Here is a 14,728-nt window from a genome sequence, read left to right as displayed (position 1 = left end):
GGGTTTCCCGAACCTGCTTAAGCTGGTCACTTATTTCTGCCAATATGGTCTAGTACTGGACTGGCACTCTAGAGGGTTTGCACATCCTCCGTCATTTCCAGAGTGTCTCCCATCAGATCACCTGTATGATAAGCCGACAGGAGAACCTGGCTTGTTTTCCCCCAAGCGATCGCACCTGTAGCATCAATGGCGATCGCACCGAAATCTCGGTGATTTTCCCTCGCTTCTGTAAATGAACGCTTCATCGACTCAACCAGGGATAAACCGTCAGTGACACGCACGACAATCCGCGCCGCTAGACACTCATCAATAATGTCTTCTCCAATCCCCGTACAGCTAACGGCTGCCTTTTTCGTCGCATAGTTTCCTGCTGGCATTGCACAGTCACTGACGCGACCAATTCGTTCAAAGCCTTTACCACCTGTAGATGTCCCCGCGACGAGGCATCCGTGAGTATCCAAAGCCACGACACCAATTGTTCCACGTCCCGCCTCAGCAGGCTTAACTAATTCTGTTTCCGCAACGACACCCGCCATCGTCTTGTCAAAATTTTCCTGCCGTTCCAGCATCCACTCTCCCAATCGCAAGTCAGTTAGGGGATTGTAAACAGGTGTATTGAGTTCTCGCATCAGTTCTGCTGCCCCGTACTCAGAAAGCACTCGGTCAGCAGAATCTTGCAAAAATGTAGCGAGTTCAATCGGATTTTGGACTCTTGAAACATTAATTACACCACTGAAGCGCTGAAACTTGCCTTCCATCAACGCTGCACTCATGCGGATTTGCCCATCCGATTGCAAAACTGAACCTGTTCCCGCATTAAAACGAGTGTCATCCTCCAACAGTTGACAGCCTCGCACAACCGCATCCCGTGCATCAGCACCACTTAACAATAAGGAATAAACATCCTCAATGATTGTATAGAGCGATTGGCGCACCGCGTCCGCTCCGGCTTTGCCCTTGAGGGAACTACCAGCACCGCCATGAATAATAAGTTTAGGTTGCACCTGATTGACTGATATAACAAAGTATGAATTTTGAAGGATGACGTGTAAAGTGTCAAGTACAAAAAGTTAAGGAATTAAGACAATTGACTAGCTAATTGGCTTGAGATTTACGTCGGCGGCAGCGTTCTGAACAGTACTTTACATCATCCCAGCACTCTGCCCATTTTTTCCGCCAAGTGAATGGGCGCCCACAAACAGGGCAAATTTTTGTAGGAAGGTCTGATTTAGAGCGCTGACGTACCATACTAAGTTGACGAGTAATTTATCTATTTAATTGTAAAGAAGTATTAAATATCTAAAAAAATGAAAACTTCTCTTCTCTCTCACTTCCCAACTTAGATACCCATGAACAGTTGCTTGCAGCGAAGAATGAAAATCCCTCTCCCCTACCACCTATCACCTATTTTCAGATTAGAAGGCTCACGATGGGTTTAGCAAGAGTCAAGATTGTTTTGGTAGAACCTGCTGGGGCATTGAATGTAGGTTCGGTTGCCCGTGTGATGAAGAATATGGGACTGAGTCAGCTAGTGCTAGTGAATCCTCAGTGTGATCCACTAGGAGTAGAAGCGCGGCAGATGGCAGTTCATGGCGTAGATATTTTGGAAACAGCGCAGCAGGTGGAGACATTGCCGTTGGCTTTAACAGGATGTCAACGTGCGATCGCAACGACGGCCCGTGTCCGCAGTCTCTCAACTCAACTGGAACACCCCAGAGTGGCACTGCCCTGGTTACTCGAAGAAGCCGTAACTTCGGCATTAATTTTTGGACCAGAATACCGGGGATTGAGCAATGTTGAACTCAATTATGCCCAGCGATTTGTCTGTATTCCCTCTAGTGCCGACTATCCCTCCTTAAACCTTGCTCAGGCGGTTGCTGTTTGCTGTTACGAGCTTTTTCAGCTTGCTCAAGGATTTCCAGAAGTCGAGCCTCAAAATTTCTTCCCGACTCCCCAACCGATCGATGCTGCCCCACTCGAAGTTTTGGAAGGCTACTACGAACACTTGGAAGCTGTTTTATTAAAAATTGGTTATCTCTTTCCTCATACGGCAACAGCGCGAATGGAGAAGTTCCGAAGCCTGTTCAACCGTGCCACGCCGACGGCTGGGGAAGTGGCGATGCTTAGAGGGATTCTCCGCCAGATGGAATGGGCGCTACAATGTCTGCCAACACCTATTGTGGGTCATGGCTCTGAGCCAAATGAGTTCTAAAATAGGCTTGGTTAAATAACTCGTTGAGATAATTAGGATGCCAGCAATTAACGAATTGCTGCTAAAAGAGTTAAGTGTAGGACAGCCGTATACAACTAACTGGATTGCGTTGGAGTGGAGGTGCCACGAGTGGCAGCGTCTAGGGACAAGAGGCATCAGCCTGAGGATTTGGAAATGGAACAGGGACAACGCGATCGCCTTCGTATTCGTCGGCGTCGAAACCAACAAAAACCACTGATTGGGCAGGAGGAATCACGTAAACTGCCTCAACCGCCTGATCTACGCCCCCAAGCTATTCCTGTGAGGGGGCAGATACCTCGCAAGCCAAAGCCACAATCAGTAAGCCGTATTCTGCCTCAGGTGCAGCCATTGCAACCGGGTTCTGAGCTTAATCCTCAGCAACCAAAACTCAGAATACCTCGCGGAAACCCTTTCTCACCAAACGTTGACGCGGCACGTAGACGGACTGTACGCGCTCCTATTGAGGCTCCAGCTTTCCCGCGCCCTAAACAGCAGGTGGATACCAGCAATCTACGTCCGGGCAACAAGCGGTTAAGAATGGGTGGAACAATACCTGTTACTCCGGCACCAGTGGGAACGGGAACTAGACGTGTTCGACAATCCCCTGCTTCTGTGTCGCCTCAAAGCAAGAAAGCTCGTTCACCTCGGCATTCCCCAAAGCGTCCTCTGAGTCCATTTATTCATATCATTCGTCTATTGATTTTGGGGATTGGTATTGGTGCCATTGTTGGGACACTATTGTCGGTATTAAATCCAGCAACACAAGCATCAGATAAGGTTAAGGAGACTCCCACAGCTGAAGTTCAGGAAAGCCCTAGTGAGGTTAACACGGGCACACCCCTAGCACTGAGCCAGGAAATCCCTGAGTTAAAAGCGCAAATGCAGACATTAGCGGCAGAACACCCAACCTTGCAACCCGGAGTCTTTCTTGTCGATATGGATACCGGGGCATATCTAGACTGGCAGAGTAATGCCACTTTTGCTTCCGCTAGCACAATCAAGGTGCCAATTCTAGTCGCGTTTTTTCAGGATGTGGATGAGGGCAAAATTCGGTTGGATGAACCCCTAACGATGCAACCGGAAATGATTGCGGCTGGTTCTGGAGATTTGCAGTACAAACAAGCTGGAACACAGTACACAGCCTTGGAAGTGGCAACGAAGATGATCGTAATTAGTGATAACACCGCCACTAATATGCTCATTACCCGGCTCGGTGGGGCAGCAGCACTAAATGCACGCTTCCGCGAGTGGGGCTTGTCGGCAACAAGCCTTAACAGCCCACTACCAGATGTCGAAGGAACGAATACAACGAGTCCTAAAGACTTGGGAAATTTGATGTCGCTTGTGAATCAAGGGAAATTAGTGTCATTGCGATCGCGCGATCGCCTTTTAGACATTATGCAGCGGACTCAAACAAATTCCCTATTACCTCAAGGATTGGGTGCCGGAGCAATCATTGCCCACAAAACAGGTAATATCGGCTCACTACTCGCTGATGTTGGTTTGGTGGATATGCCGTCGGGTAAACGTTACCTAGTCGCTGTTATGGTGAAGCGTCCCCACAATGATGCCACGGCTGAAGAGCTAATCCGCCAAATCTCTCGCACGGTTTATGACTACTTCAATCAACCGCGTGTAACTCCCAGTACAACCTTAACGCCTTCTGAAGGCACGGCTACAATTAGCCAAACCCTCACATCGGAAGACTCTGTTAATTAGTTGCTGCCATAATTGCGTTGTCCTACTTAGCTGGAGCGGGAACAACAATGTAACCCGTTGTGGCATCTCCTAGTACCCAATTGCGCTCAATGCCCCAGTACCACCAGTGAGCCGCAACGTAAGCGCAGATTAGGCTATCGAGTTGGTCTTCGACGGCTTTGAGGGCTGTGCCTGTGGTGGGGATTTCGGGGAGGGAGGAAGCACAGAGGTTTAAGGTCGGTTCTAGGGTGGGCAAGATATCCAAAATGTATTGACGAAGTTTTATCAGTTCTAATCGTCGCTCAGCAAGGGTGCCTTTTTTGTATTTGAGGATGCGAGTTAGACCAAATAAATGCACGCTCGCAGGATGGGGAAATACTTCGATTTGGAAGCGACCTAATTCTTTGGGGACAATTACAGGGGCGTGAGTAAAGCCTCGTGCTTCGAGACTTAGACCAAACTCGACTGTGCGTTGTGCAAATGGTCGTCCGAGGTTGGCGGGGTAGCATCCGGCGTGATAGTGGCGAAAGTGCTGGTGGGTGAGCTTATCCGGTAGGCGCATTCCTGTGAGGTTGGGGATAAGCGTTGGGGCATCAACGGCAATCATTGCGGGTTCTGTGGAGGATGCCCATTTATCTACCCATTTATGGATGTCTGTTATTGCTTGCTTAAGGCTTAGATCTAGTAGGTGCAACGATCCATTTGACCAAGCTAAGCAGCACAGTCCGCTAGCTCCAGAACTCCAACCTAGGTCAATTCCTAAAAATTTCATCAAGCAACCTGATATTTACCTGCTTTGAGGAGATTTAAAGTTTCCGTAAATTTACGGTGGCATTAGGAATAGCGTTTCCCGATTATTGTCTTTGGGCTGTGTAGATACTGTAGCTCTGGGAAATAGCCTTTGAAAGACTAATTCTACCTCTCAACTTACCTGCAATTATTAATATGTCAACAAAAAACAAAGTCCAATCTAAGGGTTCAGGTGTTAACGAACACCAAGCTAAAACTCGCTTGCTGCTTGCTTTGTGGGATATCGGAGCCAGCAAGGAAGAAGTGATGAAAAGTCAAGTGACAAGACGAATTGTATCAAAGAGTCAGAAAGTAGCAGACTATCAAGGAATTTTTGACCAATTAGAAAAGGATGGAGCGATCGCAATCAATAAAAATAAATTCAAACTCTCTGATAAAGGTAAGGAAATCCTAGGCGAGAGTCTGAAACATCCTGAAGTGAAGTTTGAGGGTTCGATTGTTGGGACTTGGGTTGCTAATGCTTTAGTCAGGTGGATTTCACAGATGGATGGTGGTGTCAACTCGGCAGCTACCAATGGCAAATCGGCTGACTCATATGCGATCGCATCTTACGACAAGTTTAAGCACATAGCGTTAGATGTCTACGACCAGCTTAACCGCGACTACAACCTGGACAATCTAGTGCCGATTTATCGGATTCGGCGGGAAATAGGCGATCGTGTTAGCCGTTCTCAGTTCAATGAGTGGCTGATGGAAATGCAAGCTAACGACATTTTGCAGCTTCAAGGCGGCAGCGTAGAAGACAGTGCCCCAGACAAGATTGAAGATTCCATCACCACAGAACTCGATGGACTACGCTGCTATGCCAGACTTCTGTAACCCTAAATTGTCATTCACTTCTCACTCAGTCATTCCACAAACCTATGAGCAGTAATCCATCTAATATTGACGACCTTATTAGAAGTCACAATCCGTTTGCGGGTCATATTGTTGTCAGACCTCCGCAGATATGGGCAAAGAGTTTTCCTGATGTTCCTTCAATCAATGCTCATGCCTCTAATGCTGTTTTGGAAGCAGTTGCACAAGTACGCCAAGGGCAGCGTCAAGTTGTAGGCATCACTATTACCGCTGAAAAAGGGCTAGGAAAAAGCCAAATAATCAGTCGGATTCGGCATCGTTTGCAGGCAGAAAACGGTGCCTTATTTATCTACATGAGCAAGTATGACAACCTCAATCAGATTAAGTATCAATTTCTTCAAACCGTAGCCTCTAGCCTCAGAGCATTTGGTAGTTACCAAGGGGTGATGCAGTGGCAAGAAGTAGCAGCAGCTTTGATTAATGAAGTAAAGAAATGGAATTACACACCTCAGCAGTATATTCGCCTATTCCCATCATGGTTGAGTAAACATTCAAATAAAGTAGTCGAACTCTTGACTGATAGTGTTCTTCAGATAAAGCCTCATATCAACAATCCTTACATAGTGAAAGCTATTCTGTGGACACTCTCTTCTGCACACGCTATCTATGCAACTCATTGGCTCTCTGGTTTGGAATTAACGCAGACACAAGCAGAGGCAATGGTACTCCCCAATCCCAAAAGAGAGGACAGGGAAGCTGAAGCATTAAGCACTATTCGCCAAATTTTAGACATAACCAGTAGTTACAGAGTGCCTGTAATCTGCTTTGATGAATTAGATGTTGCGGATGCTGATGATAATGGCTTTACAGCAGCACAAGTCGTTGCTAACTTAACAAAGGATTTATACAACAACCTCGAACGTGGCGTTTTACTGATGGCAATGTATCCTGAAACCTGGAGAGATCAAGTTAAACATTTGCCGCAAGCAGAAGCGGTGATTGATCGGCTGGTAAGTGAACAAAGGGACAGACAACCTATCACCTTAAACTATCTGAACTCTGATGATATTTTGGCAATAGTTTTTTATTGGTTGAAAGAGTTTTACGAAGAAAATCAACTAAATCCACCTCATCCGCTCTATCCATTTGATGAAAATAAACTTAGAGATCTGGGTAAGGGCAAACCTACCATAAGAGCAGTATTAAAGTGGTGTGCAGAACATTTTATTATACCAGAACCTGTAATCCCACCCAAGGGTGGTAAGCTACCACCGCGTCCACCAAAACATTTGGTTGAACCTTCCTTCGAGGCAGAATTGGCAAATATTGAAGAGAATATAGATGTCTTATCGGAAGAAAATAATGATGTAATTGCTGATGCTTTGTGGTCAGCCTTCTTTGCTCTAAAAAACCACACGCTAGAGAATATAACAATCAGTACAATTGAAGAGATTCAAGCCAACAGTGCAGACAAAGGATATATTCACTTTAAAATAGTTGGCAAAGAAAATCAAGAAATCATAAAAATTGGAGTGGCTGTTCTTCAGCAATCTGGAGGAAGATATCAGGGAGCTGCATTAAAACGACTAATAAACTATGAGAAATTTGACATAACTCGCGGTTGCTTGGTTCGCTCTAATAAAATAAATTCAGGAGCAGCCGGAGCAAAAGACTGTATAAAAAAGCTATTAAAAAAAGGTGGAGAATGGGTGCTTTTGCAGAGCCAAGATATCAAACCTCTTTTAGCTATCAGAGCTGTCTTGGATAATTGTGAAAGTTATGAACTGAGTGAGGAGGAAATTCTAGATTTTATACGGCAGAAAAGGTTAGCAATTGATAACCCGCTCATCCGAGAGATTCTAAGCGATCCTTCTGGTCAAGAGCCTGAAAACTTGTTGGATGAAGATATGCCTGTTAGCATTCCTCAAACTGTATCTGACTCAGTAGATAACATCGAGCTAAACATTTAGATAACCCAAAATGAGTCAGCAGGTTTCAATTCCAACAGCATTATGTCTGCCTGCCCCAGATATAGAAGCCTTAATCAGAGGGTTGATGATAGCTGCAATGCCTCGGATATTCGTTAATCCGGGGCGGCAATTTGCCCTCTATCCCTCCGACACTTCGAGTAATGTCCTGTCAACCGAGCAGCATTATCGCTCAAACTTTCTGCCTATTGCCCAAAAAAGTCTGGCTGAACTTGGTTCTGAAACCGTTTCGATTAAAGCCTGGGCAAGGTGTGAACTCTGCCAAGTGCTGGATGAATCCGAACCCCTTGATTTTTTGCCGCACCTGACGGTATGGACAAAAGAAGCCTTACAGCAAACTCTCTCAAAGCGGGGGAATATTTTTCTTGCTTACTTGCGAGTTTACCGACTTCCTCAACCCCTTAAAATACCCGTAAATCCCAATCCCCGATTTGTTCCCCTACCGCAATCTTTGACGGTTACCCAAGCAACGCCTGTCTTAAACAACACCTTCTTTGAACAGCGCTGTTGCCAAATGCAAGAACGACAGCCACCGTTGCATCCTGAATTGGAAGAGTTGGAGAGTGCGCTCGCTCTTTTATCAGCCACAAACCCAGTAGCCGAGGAACTAGACCAGTGTATAAGAATATTTCTGGGCTGGAGTAGTAATCAAACTGCAAAGCGAATAGATTCAGATTTGGCTTGGATTCAGAAAATTGCAGAGGTAGGGAATTCCAGCGAGGGTCAAGAATTTGAAAAATTAGTCCGAAGGAGCTTAATAAAGCTAGGTTTCACAAATTCTAACAGCAACCCAAAAGCTAGCCTCGATCCACAGGCTACAGGAGGCGCTGGAGGAATAGATTTTTACTGTGAAAAACCCTATCCAGTAGTTGGCGAATGCAAAGCCAGTAAAAAAGAAAGTGTACCGAACAGCGTAACGGCTCAGCTAATCCATCTCGGTCATACCCATCTAGGTAAAGCTGAATTTGACCGTGCAATCAAGTTGATTGTTGCCGCTGGTCCTTTAACTCCTCCAGCTCTTCAAGCAGCTATTGAAAATCAAATGAATGCCATCAGACCTGAAACGTTGCAAAGACTGGTTAAACTCCAAGCACAGCACAAAAACTCTATAGATTTGCTAGAGCTTAAGCTGTGTTTGCAACAAGCTCCCTTCGGTTTAGCTGACGATAAAGTAGATAGTTACATCGACAAAGTTAACAAAGATATCAAATTGCGATCGCATCTAGTCCAGCTTGTGAAAACCTTTCTGGAAAACACAGGCTTAGATCAGGCTGGAGTTGATGCTCTTTATGGAGCCTATTTCGGTTCTAATCCTCCTCAGCCGTTGCAGCTTCGAGAAATGCACGAAATTCTGATTGAGCTTTCCTCACCTTTAACAGGTTACGTGGGGCGAATTAAGGAAAGTGATTGGAGAAGCGATCGCTTTTACTTCCTGCGTAATTTACAAGTTGACTGAGGAGTAGATGGAGGAAATGCGATCACACTTGGGAAGAGAAACGCGATCGCCTTAGTGCCAAATTTTAAAGGCTATTCCACTCTTCAAGGGTAATTTCCCTCTCTAGAATCTCTTCAACTTCCTGAATCATCATTCGCAGTTGAGAACAGAATATTCATCATTAGAGGGAATAGTAAGGCGATGCTGCTCGTAAACCATGAATTGATGCCTTGTTCCAGAAAAAAGCCCCTCAAAGTTAAGTTTTCGCAACTTCTTGACAAAATCTCGACGCTTAGAGGGTGTCCATCGGCTCAAAAGTTGGCTCCTGGTTTAAATCAATACCATCAATCACAGGTAAGGAATGTCTAAGTTTTAACCCCAGCAGAATCCAGTCTTCCAGTGTTGAGCGTAACTCATCCTCGCACTCTCGCAACGTCATTCCGAAGGCTATCACTCCCTTACAAAGGGGAATTTTACCAACAAACGTGCCGTCTTCCAACTTGTCGTAAATGGCTAGTGCGTTCGCTTTATCCACATAATCGCTCAAGATAAACCGTACACTGCGTACACTCATTCAGACTCTCCAACGCCATTGGTATTTTACCATTGTAATTTTCAACAGTGATGAGAAGGAATAGGATGGCTTTGCGATCGCTTTTACTTCCTGCGTGATTTGCAAGTTGAGTGAGGAGTAGATGGAGGAAAGGCGATCGCTTCTGCAATAAGTCATAGGTAAACGCGATCGCTAACGATACGATTGAGTAGAGGAGTGCGCTCCAATTAACTTAAGTGACAGACGAAACCAGGCAGGAAATAGCCAGACAACTAGCATCAAGAACAGAGGTACAGTGTAATGCTTACTCTAGACGTACAATCAATTTTAAATGCAATTCCAAGTCAGGTTAATTGGCAAGATGTCGTGCAGTTTGAGAAACTCGATGAGCGTGTTGCTAGAGCAAATGACCTTTGTGCCAATGTTGTTGGTGTGAATGAAGACTATATCGAATGGTGCCCCAATAATGAGCCACCAAGCCTGATGGAAACCTTAATTTGGTGGTGGGTTGTTCGTCCCGATTTAGGAGCCGCGATAGCTATTGAAGCACCTCAAGAACTTAAGAAAATTATTGGTCAGTATATTCTGCAAAACTAGCTAGAGAAAAGCCACAAGAACTGCTCGAAATTCTACTATGGTTTTCCTCAACTTTAACAGGTTACTTGAGGCAAAAAAGAGGAAGTGAACAGAGCGATCTCTTTTACTTCCTACGGGACTTACAAGTTGACTGACGACTAGATGGAGGAAATGCGATCGCACTTGAGAAGAGAAACGCGATCGCATTTCAGACTGGGCTTGCCCAAGGCGATAATTGAGATTAATCGAATGAATCAGGCAAATAGTAATGACTTCCCCAACGACGACCCCTCATAAGTACGTGCAACTTGATGAGCGCAATGTCCCAATCATTGCTGGAACTACCATGAAAGTCGTCGAATTGGTCATGGCTCAGATAGCGTATGGTTGGAGTCCTGAAGAGTTGCAATTCCAACATCCCTATTTGACAATGAGCCAGATTTACTCGGCATTAGCTTATTACTGGGACAACAAAGAGGAACTTGATGCCGATATCAAACGACGAGGGGAATATGCCGAGAAGTTACGCCAAGAAGCAGGTGAATCTCCTTTCGTTGCTAGACTGCGGGCACAGGGACTATTGAAGTGAGTCTAGCCTTATATATGGATGAGCACGTACACCGAGCAGTAACGGCTGGGTTGCGTCGGCGAGGTATATTCGTTAGGGGGAGAGCAAGAACTAAGAGCAGGATGCTATGCATTAATGCGATCGCTTTTACTTCCTACGGGACTTACAAGTTGACTGATGACTAGATGGAGGAAATGCGATCGCGATCGCTTATCTTGAAGTCAGTAGAGTTGGCAATCTGAGGCAGAAGACATAATGAGCGTAGTCATTCCCGATGACATCCTCCAAGCCGCAGGAATGTCAGAAGCCGAATTAAGGCTAGAAATTGCGATTATTCTCTTCCAAAAATACAAAATTAGTATTGGAAAAGCCCGTCGCCTAGCAGGGATGCATCTAATCGAGTTCCAACAGGAGCTTGCAAAGCGAGAAATTTGCGTTCATTATGATGTAGAAGATTTTCAAGCTGATCTCAAAACACTACGGAAACTAGGTGACTTGTGACGGTTGTCAGCAACACTTCTCCAATCACCAACCTTGCAGCCGTTGGACAGCTAAATCTATTGCAACAACTTTATGGCAGCATTATTATTCCCCAAGCTGTTTACAATGAAATGGCAGGTTTAGGCTATACAGTACCAGGTACGATTGAAGTCCAAACCCGTAATGGATAATTTGATTGCTCAGGCAAGTTTCCGAATTAGCAAACAACTGTACGCTAATGTCTTGCAGTCTGCTGGTGAACAGTAGATAGTCCCTCATCTCCTCGTTGTAAGCCGAAGGTGATAATCAAGAGCGCGATCGCTTTTACTTCTACGTGATTTACAAGTTGATTGATGACGAGATGGAGGAAATGCGATATCTAATACGTCTTTAGAGTTTGGAATCCTTGAAAAAATCACCAAAATTTAGTTAGTTCAACATACTGCATAATCTGTAAACTCACGAATATAGGGTGGATGAAATCCAACAACAATATCCTCCTTCGGTACACCCATTTCAACTAATCGCTGCCCAACCTCTTCCTCTGTTCCATTCCACTGAATCCAAATTTTGCCATCTTTGATGTCAAAGTGCATCACAGGACCAAAAACTCGCCGCTTGTTTTGCCAACCCATATAAAGTAGTTGATAATGATCGCCTTCTGTATCTGCAATAATTTGAGCTTCAATTTCATCATTTGAAGAGACATACTCTGCATATTCCTTTAGGATTTGCTGAATACAGTTTCGGTATTTACTCAAGTCTGCCATCTTACGATTTCCTCTACTTCCACGTTATAGACTAAAAGATTAACTTGACTTCGTTGAATCACTGATTGAATAAAAGATTTTGTAAAAAAAATCGTTTGACAGGTTACTTGGAGCAAAAAAGAGGAAGTTAGGACTTAGGCACAAGCCCCATATCATAGTCATTTCCGATAACATCCTCCAAGCAGCAGGAATCTCAGAAAAAGCTGATGGCTGATAGCTGACCGCTAAGTGCTACCTATCACTCAGACTTTAATGAATGAGCATCGTAGACTTTTGCAAGGAGTTTATCAATCGGCGTGACAAGAGAATCTATGAAAATATACGACTGGATTGTGGTCGGTGGAGGTATTACAGGTGCAGCACTCGCTTATGAACTAGCGATCGCAGGCTTTAGTGTTCTGATACTGGAGCAACATGCTACCCTCCAAGGAGCCACCCGTTATGGGTATGGTGGACTTGCCTATTGGTCAGGCGTATCAGACTTAACACGAATCCTCTGCCAGGAAGGAATCGAACGTCACCGTCATTTATCTGAAGAGTTAGAAACGGATACTCAGTTTCGGGAGTTAGATTTACTGCTGACCATTGAAAAGAAGAGTAACCCGCAAGCTGTGGCAGACAACTATAGCCGTTTTGCGATTCCCCCTACCTTGCTGAGTGTAGAGGATGCTTGTGAACTAGAACCACTGCTCAACCCAAATGCGATCGCCGGGGCACTAACGGTTCGCCACGGTCACATCCGACCCAGTAAACTGGCTGAGGGTTACAGGCAAGCCTTCCACCGTGCTGGGGGGGAAGTTCAGATTACTCAAGTTGTGGAACTGCTACGAGAAGGCAATCAAATCAAGGGAGTCAAAACCAAAGAGTCAACCTATCACGCCGCTAAAACTGTGGTTTGTGCCGGAGGACTCAGCCGTGCCTTACTCAAAGCCGTGGGGATTCAGGTTCCTGTGTACTTCACCCATGCCGAACTAATCGAAACCCCACCCGTTGACATCCAACTCCATACCCTAGTAATGCCAGCCCATACGAAGCGGTTTGACCTAGAAGAAAAAGCAAGTAGGACGGACGTAGACCCTTTATGGGATGAGCCAGGTCATGAACCCCTGCCACCCATTTTAGACGCAGGTGTAATCCAGTTTCTCGATGGTAGTTTACGGATTGGTCAAATCAGTCGTGTTCTAACTGACCCCAACGCGCAGGTTGATCAAGCTACCAGCGAAGCCCTGATTCGCTCCCAAATTGGGACTATCTTGCCTACTCTTGAGAACCTACCCGGAACTTGGCATCACTGCCTAGTCGCTTTCAGCAACAACCGTCTTCCTGTTGTTGGGGCGATTAGTAATATAGAGGGAGCTTATGTCTTCTCTGGATTTACAAACCCACTGGTGTTTGTCCCACCCCTAGCCAAGCGCTTCGCTAGTTGGGCAACTGGGCAAGAGGATGCGATCATTGCTCAACTTTCACCGACAAGTTAATCAAATAGTGGGCGGTTTGGGGAACACCCCCAAGCCTGGTTTTTCTACAAACGACTATTTTTCGCTTAAGTCAGTGACATTCAGCCTAAGACTAAAGCAATCCCAGCAATTGCTACCAAGACACCCAAAACAGCTCGAACCGTCACGAGTTCACCTAGCCAAACCGCAATTGGCAGTACGAATAGAGGACTAGTCGCGGCAAGGGTTTGGGCAATTCCTGCTGCTGTAAATTTGAGGGCTGTCTGTTGTAGCCAAATTGCCAGGTAGGTACCAAAAAAGGCGGCAAAGAAACTTGCTCCTAATACCTGCCTGGACGGTAAATCTTTCCACTGAAAGCCAAGCTTTTGCCTTGATACCATGTTGCGGTCAAACGTAGTACTTTCGCTTTCCCCCCGGTATATCAAGAAGTGCCGCTGTCCCCGTAGTTTCTTCCCAAATCCAACTTCTGGTTTACCAAAAACGTAACTTTAGTTAGATGTTAATGATACAAACTTGGGGGACATACTATTGGTTAAATCTTTGTAGAACTTACCAATAGATAGGAACACAGGGATGAAATACACGTTTGAAATCTTAGGTATCTCACCAGTTTTAGATTTCTTCAACCATCAACAGACGTTTATTCAAAGAAACGTATCAACAGGCATCGAATACGTGGGAACTTATCAATGCACACTCGATGCTTTCCTTGAATCTATAGAGACTGTTCCTCCTAAAGGTGGTTGGGAAATGGATCGGGTTGTGGATACGGTAATTCAATTTTGGATGAATCACTCGGAAGGGATTCGGTATTGGAAGGTACGGTTAAATGATGCTGGTAAGGAAAATTTGTTAGTGGCGAGAGTCGCTGATATCCAGTCCTTAAGAGCTGAGTTTGAATCGTTGTTAGGCAACAATTCTTAATACTAGAACCAATAAATAGTAGTGATCAAAACACATTATTAACTCACTCTGTGTTCTTGCGGATGGTTAAGCAAACAGTATTGACCGTCAACGCTTGAGTATTGACTGTGAAGTGGAAATTGAGCATTTCAAGTGAAGCGATCACACATTCTTTTCACAATTTACAGGTGCGATCGCATTGTTTTGTGCGGGATAGCCTACGCTACTTTGTTAATCCTGCGTTTTACCTACCCTTTTGGGGTTTTTCGAGCTTGGGTGGAAGCTCACCTGTTTTTTGAGCTTCCATTACAGCCACTTCAATCAGGAAAGCCCCCAGATTAGCTGTAGGTCTTCCCTGTTGATCAGCCCAGCGCTCCAAAGCTTCATAAATAGAATCCGGCAATGTAACGTGAATGCGTCTACTCACTGTCAATGCTTGCCTTTTGTTATTGTTCTTAA

At 45.2% G+C, this 14,728-nt stretch carries 20 protein-coding genes; 12 read left to right on the top strand and 8 right to left on the bottom strand.

Features of this window, described 5'->3' with window-relative positions:
* Positions 1–68 precede the first annotated feature (68 nt).
* On the bottom strand, positions 69–1,019 hold the full coding sequence (locus AC5JL3_RS02800) for an isoaspartyl peptidase/L-asparaginase (RefSeq protein ID WP_496073040.1): 951 nt from the start codon (positions 1,017–1,019) through the stop codon (positions 69–71).
* Positions 1,020–1,095: 76 nt separating this feature from the next.
* Positions 1,096–1,248 carry a DUF2256 domain-containing protein gene (locus tag AC5JL3_RS02795; protein ID WP_192218977.1) on the bottom strand — a complete coding sequence of 51 codons (153 nt, stop codon included), beginning with the start codon at positions 1,246–1,248 and terminating at the stop codon, positions 1,096–1,098.
* 181 nt (positions 1,249–1,429) lie between these two features.
* Here AC5JL3_RS02795 and AC5JL3_RS02790 point away from each other — a divergent pair, with 181 nt between their 5' ends.
* Both AC5JL3_RS02790 and AC5JL3_RS02785 read left to right on the top strand, forming a co-directional pair.
* Positions 1,430–2,212 (top strand): RNA methyltransferase, encoded by a 783-nt coding sequence (locus AC5JL3_RS02790; RefSeq protein ID WP_496073037.1) that lies wholly within the window; start codon positions 1,430–1,432, stop codon positions 2,210–2,212.
* Between the two features lie 129 nt (positions 2,213–2,341).
* A complete protein-coding gene (locus AC5JL3_RS02785) occupies positions 2,342–3,952 on the top strand; it encodes a serine hydrolase (RefSeq protein WP_496073036.1) in 1,611 nt (536 codons plus the stop codon).
* Between the two features lie 22 nt (positions 3,953–3,974).
* Here the strand turns inward: AC5JL3_RS02785 and AC5JL3_RS02780 are convergent, their stop codons facing one another.
* On the bottom strand, positions 3,975–4,703 hold the full coding sequence (locus AC5JL3_RS02780; RefSeq protein ID WP_496073035.1) for a DUF429 domain-containing protein: 729 nt from the start codon (positions 4,701–4,703) through the stop codon (positions 3,975–3,977).
* 173 nt (positions 4,704–4,876) lie between these two features.
* Here AC5JL3_RS02780 and AC5JL3_RS02775 point away from each other — a divergent pair, with 173 nt between their 5' ends.
* The 3 genes from AC5JL3_RS02775 to AC5JL3_RS02765 are packed head-to-tail and all read left to right on the top strand — an operon-like array spanning position 4,877 to position 8,983.
* A complete protein-coding gene (locus AC5JL3_RS02775) occupies positions 4,877–5,560 on the top strand; it encodes a hypothetical protein (protein ID WP_496073034.1) in 684 nt (227 codons plus the stop codon).
* Positions 5,561–5,604: 44 nt separating this feature from the next.
* The gene (locus AC5JL3_RS02770; RefSeq protein WP_496073033.1) at positions 5,605–7,509 is read left to right on the top strand and encodes an ATP-binding protein; all 1,905 of its coding nucleotides are present in this window, start codon (positions 5,605–5,607) and stop codon (positions 7,507–7,509) included.
* A 10-nt stretch (positions 7,510–7,519) separates the two neighbouring features.
* The gene (locus AC5JL3_RS02765; protein ID WP_496073032.1) at positions 7,520–8,983 is read left to right on the top strand and encodes a DUF1802 family protein; all 1,464 of its coding nucleotides are present in this window, start codon (positions 7,520–7,522) and stop codon (positions 8,981–8,983) included.
* Between the two features lie 271 nt (positions 8,984–9,254).
* Here the strand turns inward: AC5JL3_RS02765 and AC5JL3_RS02760 are convergent, their stop codons facing one another.
* A complete protein-coding gene (locus AC5JL3_RS02760; RefSeq protein ID WP_496073031.1) occupies positions 9,255–9,536 on the bottom strand; it encodes a type II toxin-antitoxin system HicB family antitoxin in 282 nt (93 codons plus the stop codon).
* The gene (locus AC5JL3_RS02755) at positions 9,537–9,692 is read right to left on the bottom strand and encodes a hypothetical protein (protein WP_496073030.1); all 156 of its coding nucleotides are present in this window, start codon (positions 9,690–9,692) and stop codon (positions 9,537–9,539) included.
* Positions 9,693–9,815: 123 nt separating this feature from the next.
* Here AC5JL3_RS02755 and AC5JL3_RS02750 point away from each other — a divergent pair, with 123 nt between their 5' ends.
* From AC5JL3_RS02750 to AC5JL3_RS02730, 5 genes are all read left to right on the top strand, one after another.
* Positions 9,816–10,112 carry a hypothetical protein gene (locus AC5JL3_RS02750; RefSeq protein ID WP_496073029.1) on the top strand — a complete coding sequence of 99 codons (297 nt, stop codon included), beginning with the start codon at positions 9,816–9,818 and terminating at the stop codon, positions 10,110–10,112.
* Between the two features lie 247 nt (positions 10,113–10,359).
* The gene (locus tag AC5JL3_RS02745) at positions 10,360–10,680 is read left to right on the top strand and encodes a DUF433 domain-containing protein (RefSeq protein WP_496073028.1); all 321 of its coding nucleotides are present in this window, start codon (positions 10,360–10,362) and stop codon (positions 10,678–10,680) included.
* 14 nt (positions 10,681–10,694) lie between these two features.
* Positions 10,695–10,844 (top strand): hypothetical protein, encoded by a 150-nt coding sequence (locus AC5JL3_RS02740; protein ID WP_496073027.1) that lies wholly within the window; start codon positions 10,695–10,697, stop codon positions 10,842–10,844.
* 70 nt (positions 10,845–10,914) lie between these two features.
* Positions 10,915–11,160: a UPF0175 family protein gene (locus AC5JL3_RS02735; protein ID WP_496073026.1), complete on the top strand. Its 246-nt coding sequence runs from the start codon at positions 10,915–10,917 to the stop codon at positions 11,158–11,160.
* Positions 11,157–11,330: a PIN domain-containing protein gene (locus AC5JL3_RS02730; protein ID WP_496073025.1), complete on the top strand. Its 174-nt coding sequence runs from the start codon at positions 11,157–11,159 to the stop codon at positions 11,328–11,330. Before AC5JL3_RS02735 ends, AC5JL3_RS02730 begins: the two co-directional genes overlap by 4 nt.
* 243 nt (positions 11,331–11,573) lie before the next feature.
* On the opposite strand, the gene AC5JL3_RS02725 is transcribed toward AC5JL3_RS02730, so the two are convergent.
* Complete coding sequence (locus tag AC5JL3_RS02725; RefSeq protein ID WP_192218986.1) at positions 11,574–11,909, bottom strand: XisI protein; 336 nt, start codon at positions 11,907–11,909, stop codon at positions 11,574–11,576.
* Between the two features lie 311 nt (positions 11,910–12,220).
* Between AC5JL3_RS02725 and AC5JL3_RS02720 the strand changes: the two genes are divergently transcribed.
* Positions 12,221–13,387, top strand: a complete 1,167-nt coding sequence (locus AC5JL3_RS02720) for an NAD(P)/FAD-dependent oxidoreductase (RefSeq protein ID WP_496073024.1) — start codon at positions 12,221–12,223, stop codon at positions 13,385–13,387.
* Between the two features lie 80 nt (positions 13,388–13,467).
* On the opposite strand, the gene AC5JL3_RS02715 is transcribed toward AC5JL3_RS02720, so the two are convergent.
* On the bottom strand, positions 13,468–13,791 hold the full coding sequence (locus tag AC5JL3_RS02715; protein ID WP_496073023.1) for a DMT family transporter: 324 nt from the start codon (positions 13,789–13,791) through the stop codon (positions 13,468–13,470).
* Between the two features lie 148 nt (positions 13,792–13,939).
* Here AC5JL3_RS02715 and AC5JL3_RS02710 point away from each other — a divergent pair, with 148 nt between their 5' ends.
* Positions 13,940–14,290, top strand: coding sequence for a hypothetical protein (locus tag AC5JL3_RS02710; RefSeq protein WP_192218989.1), 351 nt, complete (start codon positions 13,940–13,942; stop codon positions 14,288–14,290).
* Between the two features lie 223 nt (positions 14,291–14,513).
* On the opposite strand, the gene AC5JL3_RS02705 is transcribed toward AC5JL3_RS02710, so the two are convergent.
* Complete coding sequence (locus tag AC5JL3_RS02705) at positions 14,514–14,696, bottom strand: ribbon-helix-helix domain-containing protein (protein WP_192218990.1); 183 nt, start codon at positions 14,694–14,696, stop codon at positions 14,514–14,516.
* Positions 14,697–14,728 lie beyond the last annotated feature (32 nt).

It is taken from the genome of Symplocastrum torsivum, from assembly GCF_059505465.1.
The sequence above is the reverse complement of the archived record's forward strand: the minus strand, read 5'-3'. Positions and strand labels throughout refer to the sequence as shown.